Below are 15,366 nucleotides of genomic sequence, written 5' to 3' on the forward strand. Positions count from 1 at the left end.
ACCGCCCGCCCGCTACTGCTGCCACGTCTCGGGCTTACCACCGAGCGCGCTGCACACGTCGAGCGCGATTTCGCGCAGCGTGCCTTCCGCGATCGCGCCAGACAGCGCGTAGCCCATGCCGTCGCTGATCCAGTAGAAGGTGCGGCGGTTGCCGTCGCGAAACAGGCGGAACGCGGTTTCGTCGCGCGTGACGCCGGTCACGTACAGCGTCAGGCGCGCGCCGGCCTGGTTCTCGTACATGAACTGCGCAGCCGGCCCAGCCTCGCCGGGCAACAGCCGGCCGCCCACCAGCGAATAGCCATACTCCTGCAGCGACGGCACCGACAGCGGACGATTCAGCCGCTTCGACAGCCAGCTGATCAGATGCGCCTCTTCGCTCGCGGCGACTTCGACCGGATGACGCCGCTCCGGCGAGTACACCGCGTACGCGACATCCGCGCGCTGCGCAAAACCGGCCGGCTGTGCGCCGAAGCCGCTCCACGCGCCGCCGGTCAGCCGCGGCGCGAGCGGACCGAGGGCCAGCGCGAGCCCGGCGCCGGCCGCGAGCCAGCAGGCGGCGAGACCCGCACGCTGCCACCACGGCCGCGTCCGACGCACGACGATAAAAGCCGGCTCCTCCGCCTCCGTGGGCTGGCCGCCTGCATAGCTTCGCTCGCCGGATTCAGCGGCTTGCTGCCGATCGTCGGCCCCCTGCCCTGCTTGCGCTTGCAGCGCATCGCTGTCCGGCACGCCGCATAGCGCCCGCAGCGCCGCCTTCTGCGCGCGCCACGCGGCCACGCGCGCGGTGGCCTGCGGGTGCTGGCGAAGCTGCATTTCGATCGCGGCTTGCTGCTCTTCCGGCAATTCGCCATCGACATAGGCCGACAGCGCGCGTAGATCGAGCTCGTCATGCAAGCCGGAATCGGAGTCGTCGTTGTTCATTATCGGTTTCTCACCACTTTCAGCGGCGCGACTGTTTGCGCCGCCCGCGGCGCACGGGGCTGCGGTCCGTGCATCGGCCCTGGGGGTTCCTCGCACAGCAACGTGCGCATATGCTCGCGCGCGCGCGACAGCCGCGACATCACCGTACCGATCGGCACCCCCAGCGCGCTCGATGCCTCCTGGTACGACAGCTCCTCGACGCACACCAGCAGCAGCACCTCACGCTGCTCGAGCGGCAGGCAGTACAGCGCGCGCTGCACGTCGCGCAGCACCAGACCGTCGACCTCGCCGTGCGGCGCCTCGAGATTGCGCCACGGCGCGCTTTCGTCGTCGACGGCGATCTCGCGGCGCCCGCGCAACTGGTCGATGTACAGATGCCGCAGGATCGTCAGCAGCCACGCGCGCAGGTTGCTGTTCGGCCGGAATGCCGACCAGCGCGCAAGCGCGCGCTCCGCCGTATCCTGCACGAGATCGTCGGCCCAGGCGCGGTCGCCCGTCAGTGCGCGCGCATAGCGGCGCAGCTGGGGCAACCACGCGATCACTTCCGCTTCGAATGTCACCCGGCGTGCCAGGCTCGGTCGCGGCGTTAGTAGCCGCCGCCGCTGCTGTTGCTGTTGTTGCTCGAACCCGACGCGGCGTTGTCGGTATCGGCCGCGTGCGCGAGGGAGCCGCACGCGAGCGCGAGCAGGACGAAGAGCGCTGACAGAATACGGGATACTTTCATGGTGAACCTCCTGGCAGATGCCCGGCACGCGATCGACCGATCGACCGACCGGCGCGGCGGGCGGCAGCCGCGGAATGCGGTACTGCCATACTGGACTTAACGCCGCGATCGCGTGGTTTATTCCACCGCCGTCGTGGCGCTGTTTCGCTGCGCTGTTTCTCCGGGCTTTTTCGCGGCGCTTCGACGCCGCCGGCGTGGTCGCGCAACATGCCCCTATGTTCTTCCTTTTCCGCCAACCATGCCGTCAATGCCTGGAGAGACCGGAAGAAGACGACATTGACCAGCAGATTCGTAACTCAACGTTACAGTCCCGCGTTATCGGATGCTTATGTGCTCACAAGTCGTTATAGTGGACAAAGTCCGCCCCGTCGACGCGTTCTGCCCCCGCATAGGGTAGAAAGGGTAAAATCGCGGCGAACCACCGTCTATCTAACCTGAATTGTCCATGGCTTCCGCAGAATCGCATCCGCAAAACGACTTCATGAACGCTGCGCGCAAGGAACGAAAGCGCGTCGAGATCTATCTGGTCAACGGCATCCGCCTGACCGGATGCATCGAGTCGTTCGATCAGTACCTGGTGATGCTGCGCACGCCGGTTGGCCTGCAAGGCATCTACAAGCGCGCGATCTCCACGATCCAGCTCGACACCGGCACGCGGCCGGCGCCACGCACGGGCCGAACGTCACATGGCGAACATGGCGCGCGCGGTCCGCATGGTTCGCGCGAACATCGCGAGCCGCGTGAAGGGCGTGAATCGTACGGCGCGCCGTCGGCGGAACGCGCGCCGAGCGAGCGTAGCGGCAACTCCGAAGGTCCCGTGGTCGTCACGCGGCGGCGGCGTCTGTTCGGCACCGGCGGCGAAAGCGGCAATCACGGCGGCGGTAGCCCCGGCGGCAATCAGGAATAAATACGAAGAAGCGGTAACGGCCGCGCCTCGCTACTCCGTGGACGGACCGAGGTGCCGCAGAATTTTCTCCAGTTGGGTCAGCTGACGCTCGGTCAGCTCGAATCTCCCCTCGACCGCCAGCACGCGGCGCCGCCAGTAGCCGGCGTCGAACAGGTGCAGCGTCGGTTGCCGCGTCGCCCAATTCAGGTGTTCCAGTTCGGCTTCCGCGACGTGGGCTGCGAGCACTCGTCGCGTGCCCGCCGGCTTTTTCCCGTTCATCTGGTTCGCTGTGTGATGGATTGGTCGAGGTGTCGTCCGCGGCTCAAGCGCAGTTCGAGCGCGGCCGGGACACCCGGAGAACGAATCGATGCCGGGCGGTTTTAAACGACGCGCCTGCGCCACCCGGCGGTCGTTCGCCGATAGCCGCGATGCGCTATGCTGAATGATTGACCCTCTACCGATGGAGCGCGCCATGACCAGCAAAAACCAGCATGCCTCCCGACCGGCGCGCACGCGCCGGACGCCCCCGACGTCCGCCGATACGCGGCTCGACGAAGCGCTGATGGAAAGCTTTCCCGCCAGCGATCCGGTCGCCGTCGACGTGACGCAGCCGTCTCGCGAACGGATGCGCAAAACGCAAGCGGATACGCGCAAGCGGCATTGAAGTCGCGTCGTCTTGCGTCGTACGACGGCGGCGCACAACGACACGGCAACGAGCCGTCAGGGGCTCGCGAAAATGCCGAGTGCAAATGCCGAAAAGTCCGGCGGTAAACGTGCGATGCGCGGGTTGGCGGGGTGCGGAAAGCACCGATCAAACACAACAACGGTAACGCCCGCGGACGAGCCGGACGGCGCACCGATTTCCGCGCCGTCCCGCCACTCCACCCAGGCTCACACCGTCGTGCTCAATGCACCGGCAAGCCGCTATTGAGCTGACGTTGCAGGTCGCGCACCTGGCGCTGCGCGACGCGCAACTGATCCTGCGCGGCGGCCTTCTGCTGCACCAGTTCGGTCGCCTCGGCGCGCTTCTGCTCCTGCTGGCTCGCGACGATGCTTTGCTGCTGACGCGCGACGTCGAGGTCGGCCTGCAGCCGGCTCGCGCGTTCCTGCGACAGCGCGACCATGCGCTGCGTGAACGCCTTCTGCGCTTCGAGTTGCGTACGGCGGATCTCGATGTCCGACAGTTGCATCGTCTGCCGCGCGAAATCCTTGTAGATTAGCTCGGCGCGCGCGGCGTCCTGCGACTTGATGACCCGCCACAAGTTTTTCTGCTGGAACAGCGCGACGTAGTAGGTCATCTCCTTGCCGTAGAACAGCAGGCTCGCGCCATAGCTGCCGTTATACGTGGTGCGCAATTCGGTCAGATCAGGGCCGTGGATCATCTGCTGCAATTCAGCCACGTTCCCGGTGGCGGATTGCCGGTTTTCATCCGGCGTCAGTGCAGTGGTTTCCGCCTGGCCGGCCTGCGAGGTGTCGGGCAACGCACTCGTCGTACCCGGCAGGGACACGACCGTACCGCTCGCACCACTGTTCTGCAGAGCCTGTGCATTCGCGCCCTGAAGGGCCCCCAATACGATGCATGCGGCCAGAGCAATCTCTCGTAGCTTCGACTTTCGGTCCATGTGATACCTGTTGAACAGATTTTGTTTTAGTAGGAAACGGGGAATTATCACTCACTTTCGCGGGTTTCGGGCTCTTCGTCGAAAATTTGGTACTTGCGCGTTTGCTTCTATAGAACAGGCACAAGCATGGTCCCGCCTCACCGGCGCGGCAGCTATGAGCCGGGCAATGCGTCTGGCGATTCGGGCTGGGGCGCGACGGTCGAGCCCAACCGGCCGATCACGCTCGGCTTCATATATCTGCGCTCGTTCTCGCCGTATGTGTCGTTCGACGTAGCGCCGGTCTATCTGCACGCGGGCACGCCGTCGCAGTTGCGGTTTTCATCGATCGTGTTCGGCTTCGGCGTTTCGGATGCGCACTACTACAGCCTCGATGTATCCGTCGGAAAAACGCTCGGTGACGCGCCGCTGGAGAGCGCATCGCACAGTCCGTGCATCAACGCGAGGTTCCGCTACCAGCGGAATTGACACGCTTCAGAAGTGCGCGAGCGGATTAGAAGCTCCACTATCAAACGACGCATGCACTTTCGCGTATTCTGCGCTGACGATGCGAACGGCACACCGCTGGCATCGTTGCGCATCGCGAAGGCCGGTACCGCGCATCCGACCACGATGCCCATAACGCCGCGCGACCATGATCGCGCTGTCTCATATCAAGGAGGAAGGCAATGACGCAATTCACTCGACGTGCCGGCGCGCTTGCGTTGCGCACCGCCCGTCACGCCGCGCTCGCCGGCGCCCTGCTCGCCAGCGCCGTGACCGCGATGGCGCAGACCGATACACCGATCGGCACGTGGCAAACCATCGACGATCACACGGGCCAGCCGAAGGCGCTCGTGCAGATCACACAGGACGGCAATGGCGAACTGAACGGCAAGGTTATCAAGGGTCTCGGCGCGAACGACCAGCCGGATCGCCGTTGCACCGAATGCACCGACGCGCGCAAGGATCAACCGGTCCTCGGCATGACCATCATCAACAGCATGAAGAAGGATGGCGACGCGTGGGATCACGGCCAGATTCTCGATCCTGAAAACGGCAAGGTCTACAAATGCAAGATGCATCTCGAGGACGGCGGCAACAAGCTCGTGGTGCGTGGCTACATTGGGGTCGCGCTGCTTGGCCGCTCGCAAATGTGGATACGGCAGCAATGAGGGTCGACGTGCGGCGCATGCGTGGCGCCTGGCACGTCGCCTGAATGTGCGCATGATGCTGCAACGATGCGCGCTCAGCACCAGGAGGTGCACATAAAAAACGGCCGGCGATCAAGAATCGCGCGGCCGTTTTCATTGGGGCAAGCTGTTTGCGATGGTCATGCTGCCTGCTTGAGCGGTGCAGCGTAAGCGAACGGCAACGCCGGCACCGACGTGGCCGGTACCGGATTGCATACGGCGGGCGGAACACGAAACGCCGCGGGCACGCCCTTGGACGTGGCGCGCTTGTGCTGCACGCTCGCGTGCGTGCGCATACGCGTTTGCATCAACCTGCAGAAATCTTCGCTCGCGGTGCCGAGCAGTTGCTCCGTGACGTGCTTGAGCACGCCCGATTCGTACCACGACTTGAAGCGGCGATGACAGGTCTGATATGACGGGTAGCGGCGCGGCATTGCGGACCAGGTGGCGCCGCTATATATGACCCAAAGCACGCCGTTGAGCACCGAACGGGTATTGGCAAGTGGACGGCCACGCATTTCGGTACGCGGCCGGAGTTCGGGCAACAGTGGCGCAACGCGCTGCCATTCTTCATCGGTGATTTCGCGATACGGGTTCATGCTTCCTCCTTTGTCAGAACAACGACAAAAGATAGCCAGTCATCCGTGCGCGGAATATCAGACCACTCCGAATCCTGAAAATGTGTCGTGCGCGGTGGCTCAGGTTAGGGACGTGTCGACGATACGGCGCGGCGTGTCGAGATACTCCTTCGACTGCATCTCGACGATGCGCGACACCGTACGCGTGAATTCATTGACCATCGGACCATCGACGTACAACTGCTCCGGCGGCACCGCAGCCGACATCAACAGCTTGACCTTGTGGTCGTAGAACACGTCGATGAGCCACGTGAAGCGGCGCGCTTCCGACGCCATGCGCACCGACATCTGCGGCACGTCCGACAGGATCACCGCGTGAAAGCGGGTCGCGAGTTCGAGGTAGTCGTTCTGCGAGCGCGGGCCCCCGCACAGCGTCGCGAAGTCGAACCAGACCACGCCGTCCGCGCGGCGCAGCGCCTTCAGCTCGCGCTTCTCGATATGCAGCAGCGGGCTTTCGTCGGGCACCGCGGCGAGGCGCGCGAAAGCGTCGCGCAGCGCCTTGCCGGCAGCGGCGTCCAGTGGCGTGTGATAGACCTCCACCTGCGCGAGCGTGCGCTGGCGATAATCGATCCCCGCGTCGACGTTGATCACGTCGAGCTTCTGCTTGATCAGCTCGATCGCGGGCAGCATGCGGTCGCGATGCAGGCCGTCCGGGTACAGCGTGTCGGGCGCGTAGTTTGACGTCATCACGAACTGCACGCCGTTCTCGAACAGCTTGTCGAGCAGGCGGTACAGGATCATCGCGTCGGCGATATCCGACACGTGGAATTCGTCGAAACAGATCAGCCGATAGCGCTTCGCAATGCGGCGCGCGAGTTCGTCGAGCGGATCGGCCCGGCCTTTGAGTTCTTCGAGTTCACGATGCACTTCGCGCATGAACTCGTGGAAGTGCAGACGGGTTTTGCGATGCAACGGCACGATCATGTAGAAGCTGTCCATCAGGAAGCTCTTGCCGCGGCCCACGCCGCCCCACATGTACACGCCGCGCGGCAGATCCGGGTGAATGATCAGCTTCCTGAACGCGTTCGAGCGGCGCGACTTGTATTCGGCCCACTCTTCATAGCACCGCTGCAGGCGGTCGACCGCCGCGCGCTGCGCCGGATCGGAATGATAACCGCGCGTCTGCAGTTCTTTTTCGTAGTATTCGGTGACGTTCATCGTGTTGCTGCAAAAAGAAAGGCGGGAGGGATTGAACCCCGCCCGCCTTTGGTGATGCCAAGGTTGCGTTTCGGTCAGCGTGCGTGCTTACATGTTCAGCGCGCGCTTGTCGACGGCGAGTGCCGCTTCGCGCATGACTTCCGACAGCGACGGGTGCGGATGGCAAATACGGCCGATGTCTTCCGACGCCGCCTTGAACTCCATCGCCACCACGGCTTCCGCGATCAGGTCCGATGCGTTCGCCGAGATGATGTGCACGCCGAGCAGTTCGTCGGTCTTCGCGTCGGCGATCATCTTGACGAAACCGTCCGCCTTGTTGATGCCGAGCGCGCGGCCGTTAGCCATGAACGGAAACTGGCCGGTCTTGATCTCGCGGCCTTCCGCCTTCAGTTGCTGCTCCGTCTTGCCGACCCATGCGATTTCCGGTTCGGTGTAGATCACCCACGGAATGCAGTTGTAGTCGATGTGCGGCTTCTGACCGTCGATCACTTCGGCAACCAGCACGCCTTCGTCCTCAGCCTTGTGCGCGAGCATCGGGCCACGCACCACGTCGCCGATCGCGTACACGTTCGGCACGGCCGTCGCGCAGTGGTCGTCCACGTCGATGAAGCCGCGCTCGTTGGCCTTCAGGCCGATCGCTTCGAGGCCGAGGTTATCGGTGTTCGGCACGCGGCCGACCGACACGACCAGGCGGTCGGCTTCGAGCGTCTGCGCGTTGCCGTCCTTGTCCGTGTAGGCGATCGTCACGCCGTTCGCGCTCGTCTTCACTTCGCCGACCTTCACGCCGACGTGGATGTCGAGACCTTGCTTCTTGAACTGCTTGGCCGCTTCCTTCGACAGCGCCTGGTCAGCCGCGCCGAGGAATTCCGGCAGCGCTTCGAGTACGGTCACGTCCGCGCCGAGGCGGCGCCACACCGAGCCGAGTTCCAGACCGATCACGCCCGCGCCGATCACGGCGAGCTTCTTCGGTGCCGTGTCGAAGCTCAATGCGCCTTCGTTGTCGGCGATCAGCTTGTTGTCGACCGGAATGCCCGGCAGATGACGCGCCTTCGAACCCGTTGCGATGATCACGTTCTTCGCCGTGACGACTTCGCTGCTTGCACCATCTTCGCCTTCGCCGCTGACTTCGATCTGCACGCCGGCGTCCGTCTTGCCGGTGAACTTGCCATGGCCCTTGAGCCACGTGATCTTGTTCTTGCGGAACAGGAATTCGATGCCCTTGGTCATCTTCTCGACGATGCCGTCCTTGCGGCCCATCATCTTCGAGATATCGACCGAAACGTTTTCCACCGAGATGCCGTGGTCGGCAAGGTGATGCGACGCGTTCTCGAACTCTTCCGACGAAGCGAGCAGCGCCTTCGACGGAATGCAGCCGACGTTCAGGCAGGTGCCGCCGAGCTTCAGCGTGCCGGCCGGGTTTTTCCACTTTTCGATACATGCGACGGTCTTGCCGAGTTGCGCTGCGCGGATGGCGGCGATATAACCGCCAGGGCCTGCGCCGATCACGACGACGTCAAATTCTTTGGACATGACAATCCCTTTGATGGCGGAACGGCGCCGGGCCACTCGAGGTGGCGCGCGCCGTTCCTGTACTGCGGAATGCTAAAGACGTGCTACGAATGACGCCGGCCCGCGCAAACCGCCGGCCGGCGTCGGTGGAACGTGCGCTTACAGGTCGAGCAGCAGGCGAGCCGGATCTTCCAGCGCATCCTTCATCGCGACCAGCGACAGCACTGCTTCGCGGCCGTCGATGATACGGTGGTCGTACGACAGCGCGAGGTAGTTCATCGGGCGGATCACGATCTGGCCGTTTTCGACCACTGCGCGTTCCTTGGTGGCGTGCACGCCGAGAATCGCGGACTGCGGAGGGTTGATGATCGGGGTCGACAGCATCGAGCCGAACACACCACCGTTCGAGATCGAGAATGTACCGCCGGTCATTTCTTCGATCGACAGCTTGCCGTCCTTCGCCTTCTGACCGAATTCGGCGATCTTTTTCTCGATGTCGGCGAGGCTCAGCTGATCTGCATTGCGCAGGATCGGCACCACCAGACCACGCGGCGAGCCGACAGCGATGCCGATGTCGAAGTAGCCGTGGTAGACGATGTCGTTACCGTCGATCGACGCGTTCACGAGCGGGAACTTCTTCAGCGCGTGAACAGCCGCCTTCACGAAGAACGACATGAAGCCGAGCTTCACGCCGTGTTCCTTCTCGAACTTGTCCTTGTACTTGTTGCGCAGATCCATGACCGGCGCCATGTTCACTTCGTTGAACGTCGTAAGGATGGCGTTGGTTTGCTGCGATTCGAGCAGACGCTCGGCGATACGCGCACGCAGACGCGACATCGGCACGCGCTGTTCCGGACGGTCCTTCAGCCACTGGTCGGCCGACGCCGGTGCCTTGACGTCCGGCAGCGACGGCTTCGCAGCCTTCGGTGCGGCAGCCGGAGCCGGTGCGGCCTTGGCAGCAGCCGGAGCAGCCTGCCCAGCGGTGAGCACGTCGCCCTTCGTGATGCGGCCGTCGCGGCCCGTGCCGGCGAGGTCGCCAGCAGCCAGACCCTTCTCGGCCATCAGCTTTCCGGCAGCCGGCGAAGCAGCGGTGTTCGAGCCCGTTGCGGCAGCAGCCTGAGCCGCCGGTGCGGGAGCCGCGGCAGCGACCGGAGCCGGCTTCACTTCGGCTTCGACAGCGGCGGCGCCTGCGGTGCCTTCCGTGTCGATCTTCGCGATCACCTGCTCAGCCGTGACCGTGTCGCCGTCGTTCGAAATGACTTGCGCGAGCACGCCTGCTGCCGGTGCCGGCACTTCGAGCACGACCTTGTCGGTCTCGATTTCGATGAGGATTTCGTCCTGAGCGACAGCCTCGCCGGGCTTCTTCTTCCACTGCAGCATGGTTGCCTCCGAGACCGACTCGGAGAGCTGGGGAACCTTGACTTCAACAATAGCCATTATGAGTATCCTGAATACGTATCGGGTGACGGCGCTTCTTCACGACCGCCTGCGAACCGTGAACGCCGCGCCTGAACCTCATGCGATCGTTCGGCGCGGCGCGGGAAAGCGCACTGCGCTTTCCCGGCTCGTCTGTTTCTTTATTTAGCGATCGACGCGCTCTTGAGACGGCCGAAAGCGCCTTCGATCAGCGCCTTCTGCTGCTCGTAGTGCTTCGCGTAGTAGCCGACTGCCGGCGAGGCCGAAGCCGGACGGCCGCTGTACGCCAGCTTCTGCCCTTCCTTCATGCCTTCCTTCAGATGGTGCTCGATGTAGAACCAGGGGCCCTGATTCTGCGGCTCGTCCTGCACCCACACCACTTCGGTTGCGTTGTCGTACTTCTTCATTTCCGCTTCGAACTGCTTGTGCGCGAACGGATACAGCTGTTCGATACGGATGATCGCGACGTCGTTCACCTTCGCTTCACGGCGATGCGCGACCAGGTCGTAGTACACGCGGCCCGAGCAGGCCAGCACGCGCTTGACCTTCTTCGCGTCGATGGTTTCGTCCACTTCGCCGATGACCGGCTGGAACGAACCCTTCGCGAGTTCCGACAGATCCGACACGGCTTCCTTGTGACGCAGCAACGACTTCGGCGTCGCGACGATCAGCGGCTTGCGGAACAGGCGGATCATCTGGCGACGCAGCAGGTGGAAGACCTGCGCCGGCGTGGTCGGCTGAACGACCTGCATGTTGTGGTCTGCACACAGTTGCAGGAAACGCTCGATACGCGCCGACGAGTGCTCCGGACCCTGGCCTTCGTAGCCGTGCGGCAGCAGCATGGTCAGGCCCGACACGCGGCCCCACTTCACTTCGCCCGACGAGATGAACTGGTCGATCACGACCTGCGCGCCGTTCACGAAGTCGCCGAACTGCGCTTCCCACGCGACGAACGTGTTCGGTTCAGCGGTCGAGTAACCGTATTCGAAGCCGAGCACCGCTTCTTCCGACAGCACCGAGTCGATCACCGTGAACTTCGCCTGACCTTCGGCGATGTTCTGCAGCGGCACATAGGTGCCGTCGTTCCAGCGCTCGCGGTTCTGGTCGTGCAGCACCGCATGACGGTGCGTGAACGTGCCGCGGCCCGAATCCTGACCCGTCAGACGAACTGCGTAGCCCGAAGCGACCAGCGATGCGAACGCGAGGTGCTCGCCCATGCCCCAGTCGAGCTTCGCTTCGCCGCGGCCCATGGCGCGACGGTCGTTGATCACGCGCTCGACGAGCGGGTGAACCTTGAAGTTTTCCGGAATCGTGGTGATGCGTTCGGCGAGGCGCTTCAGTTCCGCGAGCGGCACGGCCGTGTCGGCCGCGTCGGTCCACTTGCGGTTCAGGAACGGCACCCAGTCCACCGCGTACTTGCTCTTGTAGTTCGAGAGCACCGGGTCGACCGTGTGGTGGCCTTCGTCCATCGCCTTGCGATAGGCCTTGACGAATTCCTCGCCATCCTCGGCCTTGATGATGCCCTGCTGCACGAGCTTTTCAGCGTACAGCGCGCGCGTGCCGGGGTGCTTCGAAATCGTCTTGTACATCAGCGGCTGCGTGACCGCCGGGGTGTCCTGCTCGTTGTGGCCCAGCTTGCGGAAGCAGACGATGTCGACGACGACGTCCTTGTGGAACTGCATGCGGAAGTCGATCGCCATCTGGGTGGCCAGCACGACCGCTTCGGGATCGTCACCGTTCACGTGCAGCACCGGCGCTTCGATCATCTTGACGACGTCCGAGCAGTACAACGTGGAGCGCGAGTCGCGCGGGTCCGACGTCGTGAAGCCGATCTGGTTGTTGATGACGATGTGCAGCGTGCCGTGCGTGCCGTAACCGCGCGTTTGCGCGAGGTTCAGCGTTTCCATCACGACACCCTGGCCGGCGAAAGCCGCGTCGCCGTGGATCTGCACCGGCAGCACCTGAACGCCGTTTTCGTCGCCGCGACGGTCCATACGCGCCTTCGCCGAGCCCTCGACCACCGGGTTGACGATTTCGAGGTGCGACGGGTTGAACGCGAGCGACAGGTGAACCGGGCCGCCTTCCGTCGCGACGTCCGACGAGAAGCCCTTGTGGTACTTCACGTCGCCAGCCGGCAGATCGTCGACGTGCTTGCCTTCGAATTCGGCGAACAAGTCTGCGGGCATCTTGCCGAGCGTATTGACCAGCACGTTCAAACGGCCACGGTGAGCCATCGCGATGACGATTTCCTGAACGCCGCGCAGACCGCCGTGGCGCACGACTTCGTCCATCGCCGCGATGAAGCTCTCGCCGCCTTCGAGCGAGAAGCGCTTCTGGCCGACGTACTTGGTGTGCAGGAAACGCTCGAGGCCTTCGGCGGCCGTCAGGCGATTCAGGATGTGCTTCTTCTTGTCGTTGTTGAAGCTCGGCGTCGAACGGATCGATTCGAGGCGTTCCTTCCACCAGCGCTTCTGCTCCGGATCGCTGATGTACATGTACTCGGCGCCGATCGTGCCGCAGTACGTGTCGCGCAGGGCTTTGACGATCTCGCGCAGCGTCGCGCGCTCGAACCCGAAGTACAGATTCGTTGCGCTGAACTCCTGGTCCATGTCGGCTTCGGTGAAGTCGTAGAACGCGGGTTCAAGTTCGGGAATCGCGGGACGCTCGCGGCGCTTCAGAGGATCGAGATTGGCCCATTGCGAGCCGAGGAAGCGATATGCGCCGATGAGGGACTGGACGTAAACCTGTTTGCGGGCGGTTGCGAGATCTTCGCCGCCGGCCGTTGCGCGCGGCAGGAAGGCATTGGCCTTGGCGCGCTGGGCAAACGATTCGACGATCGGGCCATGGGCCACGTCGTTGGCGTTGCTGCCGTCCGATGCGGGCACGTTCTGCAACGCATCGAAATAGCTGCGCCAGGTCTCGGGCACTGACGCCGGATTATCGAGATACGCTTCGTACATTTCTTCAACGTACGGAGCATTGCCGCCGAACAGATAAGAGTTCGACTGGAATTGCTTCATCATTTTTACGCTCACCTTTCTTCGAGTTTCTCGAGAAATAGCGGGTTACCGAACCTTCCGCGACACGGCCTGACCGTTTAGCGGATTGCGCGAATCAAGTCTTGCTTGGAAGGACCTAAAACTTTGCACCCGGGAGCATAGCACAGAACGAATAGCCCAGATAGCGAACGGCACAGGCGCAAAGCCTGTGACGGCGGGCGTTTCGCGGGCGACGGGGTGCCTTTTCACTGCGCGCAACAGTGTTCTGTGAGAAATGAAGGCGAACGGCGCGATGGGTGTCTACATGTGTGCCGCCCCGGAAAGTGGCAGGCATGATGCAGCGCCAAACGTTTTGATACGCCAAAAACAAGGAAGCCACCCGAAGGTGGCTTCCGCTCCCTGCTATCCAGACGGATCGAGTCCGGCTTATTCGCCGGCAACCTTGTTGCGGCTCGCGCTGCGGCGCTCGTGTTCCTTCAGGTAGCGCTTGCGCAGACGGATCGACTTTGGCGTGACTTCGACCAGCTCGTCGTCGTCGATGAACTCGACCGCGTATTCGAGCGACAGCTGAACCGGCGGCACGAGACGCACGGCTTCGTCGGTGCCAGACGCGCGCACGTTGGTAAGCTGCTTGCCCTTGATCGGGTTCACGACGAGATCGTTGTCGCGGCTGTGGATGCCGATGATCATGCCTTCATACAGCGCTTCTCCCGGCGACACGAACATGCGGCCGCGGTCCTGCAGCTTCCACAGTGCGTACGCGACTGCCGCGCCGTCGTCCTGCGAGATCAGCACGCCGTTACGACGTTCGCCGACCGCCCCTTCCTTGACCGGCTGGTAAGAATCGAACGTGTGGCTCATCAGACCCGTACCGCGCGTGAGTGTGAGGAATTCCGACTGGAAGCCGATCAGACCACGCGCCGAAATTCGGTACTCGAGACGCGTGCGGCCACGGCCGTCCGATGCCATGTCGAGCATTTCGCCCTTGCGGCGGCCAAGTTCTTCCATCACGCCGCCCTGGTGGGTGTCTTCCATGTCGACGGTCAGATTTTCGTACGGCTCGTGCTTCTCGCCGTCGATTTCCTGCATCACGACGCGCGGACGCGACACGGCCAGCTCGTAGCCTTCGCGACGCATGTTTTCGACCAGAATGGTCAGGTGCAGCTCACCGCGGCCGGCCACTTCGAACGTCGTTTCGTCGCCGGTATCGCGCACGCGCAGCGCGACGTTGTGATTAAGTTCCTTCATCAGGCGGTCGCGAATCTGGCGGCTCGTGACGAACTTGCCTTCACGGCCCGCGAGCGGCGAGGAGTTGACGAGGAAGTTCATCGTCAGCGTGGGTTCGTCGACGGTGATCATCGGCAGCGCTTCCGGCTGTTCCGGCGAGCAGATCGTCACACCGATGCCCACTTCCTCGATACCGTTGATCAGCACGATGTCGCCCGCCTCAGCCGAGTCGACCTGCACGCGATCAAGACCCTTGAACGACAGCACCTGGTTAATCTTGCGATTGAGGATTTCGCCGTCCGGCCCCAAGCGCACCGCGACAGCCATGCCCGGCTTGATGCGGCCGCGCGTGATACGGCCAATGCCAATACGACCAACGTACGACGAGTAGTCGAGCGACGTGATTTGCAGTTGCAGCGGACCTTCCGGGTCGGCCGGGCGCACCGGCACGTGCTGCAGGATTGCCTCGAACAAAGGACGCATGTCGCCGTCGCGTACATCAGGCGTGAGACCCGCGTAGCCGTTCAGGCCAGATGCGTAGACGATCGGAAAGTCGAGCTGCTCTTCGCTCGCGCCGAGCTTGTCGAACAGGTCGAAGGTCTGGTTGATCACCCAGTCGATCCGCGCGCCCGGACGGTCGACCTTGTTGACCACGACGATCGGCTTCAAACCCAGTGCGAGCGCCTTCTTCGTGACGAAGCGGGTTTGCGGCATCGGGCCTTCCACCGCGTCAACGAGCAGCAGCACCGAGTCGACCATCGACAGCACGCGCTCCACTTCGCCGCCGAAGTCGGCGTGCCCCGGCGTGTCGACGATATTGATGTGCGTGCCCTCGTACTCCACCGCGCAGTTCTTCGACAGGATGGTGATGCCGCGCTCTTTTTCGATGTCGTTCGAGTCCATCACGCGCTCGGCGATCTGCTGGTTCTCGCGGAACGTGGCGGTCTGACGGAGGAGCTGGTCGACGAGCGTGGTCTTGCCGTGGTCGACGTGAGCAATGATGGCGATGTTGCGTAGGGCGCGGGTCATAGGAAACCTGAAGACGGTTGAGTGCGCCGCTTGCTTATGCTGCTGGTTGAGGAGCCAAACCACGACGA

The 15,366-nt window shown here is 63.3% G+C and carries 14 protein-coding genes and 1 pseudogene; 4 read left to right on the forward strand and 11 right to left on the reverse strand.

Translation table 11 applies throughout. The annotated features are described in order from the left end of the window. Positions 1-12: 12 nt before the first annotated feature. The 3 genes from OKW44_RS27810 to OKW44_RS27820 are packed head-to-tail and all read right to left on the reverse strand — an operon-like array spanning position 13 to position 1,645. The gene (locus OKW44_RS27810) at positions 13-921 is read right to left on the reverse strand and encodes an anti-sigma factor family protein (RefSeq protein ID WP_018418339.1); all 909 of its coding nucleotides are present in this window, start codon (positions 919-921) and stop codon (positions 13-15) included. Beyond that, positions 921-1,481, reverse strand: coding sequence for a sigma-70 family RNA polymerase sigma factor (locus tag OKW44_RS27815; protein WP_018418340.1), 561 nt, complete (start codon positions 1,479-1,481; stop codon positions 921-923). Before OKW44_RS27815 ends, OKW44_RS27810 begins: the two co-directional genes overlap by 1 nt. Positions 1,482-1,507: 26 nt before the next feature. After that, positions 1,508-1,645 (reverse strand): hypothetical protein, encoded by a 138-nt coding sequence (locus tag OKW44_RS27820; RefSeq protein WP_018418341.1) that lies wholly within the window; start codon positions 1,643-1,645, stop codon positions 1,508-1,510. Between the two features lie 445 nt (positions 1,646-2,090). On the opposite strand from OKW44_RS27820, the gene hfq reads away from it, so the two are divergent. Further along, positions 2,091-2,552 carry an RNA chaperone Hfq gene (gene hfq, locus OKW44_RS27825; protein WP_018418342.1) on the forward strand — a complete coding sequence of 154 codons (462 nt, stop codon included), beginning with the start codon at positions 2,091-2,093 and terminating at the stop codon, positions 2,550-2,552. Positions 2,553-2,582: 30 nt separating this feature from the next. On the opposite strand, the gene OKW44_RS27830 is transcribed toward hfq, so the two are convergent. Further along, complete coding sequence (locus OKW44_RS27830) at positions 2,583-2,810, reverse strand: hypothetical protein (RefSeq protein ID WP_018418343.1); 228 nt, start codon at positions 2,808-2,810, stop codon at positions 2,583-2,585. 193 nt (positions 2,811-3,003) lie between these two features. Between OKW44_RS27830 and OKW44_RS27835 the strand changes: the two genes are divergently transcribed. Beyond that, positions 3,004-3,195 (forward strand): hypothetical protein, encoded by a 192-nt coding sequence (locus OKW44_RS27835; RefSeq protein WP_018418344.1) that lies wholly within the window; start codon positions 3,004-3,006, stop codon positions 3,193-3,195. Positions 3,196-3,436: 241 nt separating this feature from the next. On the opposite strand, the gene OKW44_RS27840 is transcribed toward OKW44_RS27835, so the two are convergent. Continuing rightward, positions 3,437-4,153, reverse strand: a complete 717-nt coding sequence (locus OKW44_RS27840) for a DUF2968 domain-containing protein (protein ID WP_026225445.1) — start codon at positions 4,151-4,153, stop codon at positions 3,437-3,439. 153 nt (positions 4,154-4,306) lie between these two features. Here OKW44_RS27840 and OKW44_RS27845 point away from each other — a divergent pair. Next, a pseudogene (locus OKW44_RS27845) lies at positions 4,307-4,618 on the forward strand (ShlB/FhaC/HecB family hemolysin secretion/activation protein); the annotation flags it as partial. A gap of 200 nt (positions 4,619-4,818) precedes the next feature. Then, entirely contained in the window at positions 4,819-5,304 is a 486-nt protein-coding gene (locus OKW44_RS27850) for a DUF2147 domain-containing protein (RefSeq protein ID WP_018418347.1), read from the forward strand. Between the two features lie 158 nt (positions 5,305-5,462). Here OKW44_RS27850 and OKW44_RS27855 read toward each other — a convergent pair whose 3' ends face one another. The 6 genes from OKW44_RS27855 to typA form a co-directional block, all read right to left on the reverse strand. Then, positions 5,463-5,921 (reverse strand): transposase, encoded by a 459-nt coding sequence (locus OKW44_RS27855; RefSeq protein WP_018418348.1) that lies wholly within the window; start codon positions 5,919-5,921, stop codon positions 5,463-5,465. A 99-nt stretch (positions 5,922-6,020) separates the two neighbouring features. Continuing rightward, a complete protein-coding gene (zapE, locus tag OKW44_RS27860) occupies positions 6,021-7,118 on the reverse strand; it encodes a cell division protein ZapE (RefSeq protein WP_018418349.1) in 1,098 nt (365 codons plus the stop codon). An 87-nt stretch (positions 7,119-7,205) separates the two neighbouring features. After that, on the reverse strand, positions 7,206-8,648 hold the full coding sequence (gene lpdA, locus OKW44_RS27865) for a dihydrolipoyl dehydrogenase (protein ID WP_018418350.1): 1,443 nt from the start codon (positions 8,646-8,648) through the stop codon (positions 7,206-7,208). A 138-nt stretch (positions 8,649-8,786) separates the two neighbouring features. Next, the gene (gene odhB / locus OKW44_RS27870; RefSeq protein WP_026225446.1) at positions 8,787-10,064 is read right to left on the reverse strand and encodes a 2-oxoglutarate dehydrogenase complex dihydrolipoyllysine-residue succinyltransferase; all 1,278 of its coding nucleotides are present in this window, start codon (positions 10,062-10,064) and stop codon (positions 8,787-8,789) included. Between the two features lie 140 nt (positions 10,065-10,204). Then, positions 10,205-13,066 carry a 2-oxoglutarate dehydrogenase E1 component gene (locus tag OKW44_RS27875; protein WP_018418352.1) on the reverse strand — a complete coding sequence of 954 codons (2,862 nt, stop codon included), beginning with the start codon at positions 13,064-13,066 and terminating at the stop codon, positions 10,205-10,207. Positions 13,067-13,468: 402 nt separating this feature from the next. After that, on the reverse strand, positions 13,469-15,298 hold the full coding sequence (typA, locus tag OKW44_RS27880) for a translational GTPase TypA (protein ID WP_026225447.1): 1,830 nt from the start codon (positions 15,296-15,298) through the stop codon (positions 13,469-13,471). Between the last annotated feature and the right edge of the window lie 68 nt (positions 15,299-15,366).

Source organism: Paraburkholderia lebeckiae, assembly GCF_050436325.1.
GTDB lineage: Bacteria > Pseudomonadota > Gammaproteobacteria > Burkholderiales > Burkholderiaceae > Paraburkholderia > Paraburkholderia tuberum.

What these genes read in the sequence shown, in the direction of transcription:
- OKW44_RS27850 (WP_018418347.1), top strand. Translation starts at nt 4,819, where the DNA reads ATGACGCAATTCACTCGACGTGCCGGCGCGCTTGCGTTGCGCACCGCC.
- OKW44_RS27830 (WP_018418343.1), bottom strand. Translation starts at nt 2,810, where the DNA reads ATGAACGGGAAAAAGCCGGCGGGCACGCGACGAGTGCTCGCAGCCCAC.
- hfq (WP_018418342.1), top strand. Translation starts at nt 2,091, where the DNA reads ATGGCTTCCGCAGAATCGCATCCGCAAAACGACTTCATGAACGCTGCG.
- OKW44_RS27810 (WP_018418339.1), bottom strand. Translation starts at nt 921, where the DNA reads ATGAACAACGACGACTCCGATTCCGGCTTGCATGACGAGCTCGATCTA.
- OKW44_RS27855 (WP_018418348.1), bottom strand. Translation starts at nt 5,921, where the DNA reads ATGAACCCGTATCGCGAAATCACCGATGAAGAATGGCAGCGCGTTGCG.
- typA (WP_026225447.1), bottom strand. Translation starts at nt 15,298, where the DNA reads ATGACCCGCGCCCTACGCAACATCGCCATCATTGCTCACGTCGACCAC.
- OKW44_RS27835 (WP_018418344.1), top strand. Translation starts at nt 3,004, where the DNA reads ATGACCAGCAAAAACCAGCATGCCTCCCGACCGGCGCGCACGCGCCGG.
- OKW44_RS27820 (WP_018418341.1), bottom strand. Translation starts at nt 1,645, where the DNA reads ATGAAAGTATCCCGTATTCTGTCAGCGCTCTTCGTCCTGCTCGCGCTC.
- odhB (WP_026225446.1), bottom strand. Translation starts at nt 10,064, where the DNA reads ATGGCTATTGTTGAAGTCAAGGTTCCCCAGCTCTCCGAGTCGGTCTCG.
- zapE (WP_018418349.1), bottom strand. Translation starts at nt 7,118, where the DNA reads ATGAACGTCACCGAATACTACGAAAAAGAACTGCAGACGCGCGGTTAT.
- OKW44_RS27875 (WP_018418352.1), bottom strand. Translation starts at nt 13,066, where the DNA reads ATGATGAAGCAATTCCAGTCGAACTCTTATCTGTTCGGCGGCAATGCT.
- OKW44_RS27840 (WP_026225445.1), bottom strand. Translation starts at nt 4,153, where the DNA reads ATGGACCGAAAGTCGAAGCTACGAGAGATTGCTCTGGCCGCATGCATC.
- lpdA (WP_018418350.1), bottom strand. Translation starts at nt 8,648, where the DNA reads ATGTCCAAAGAATTTGACGTCGTCGTGATCGGCGCAGGCCCTGGCGGT.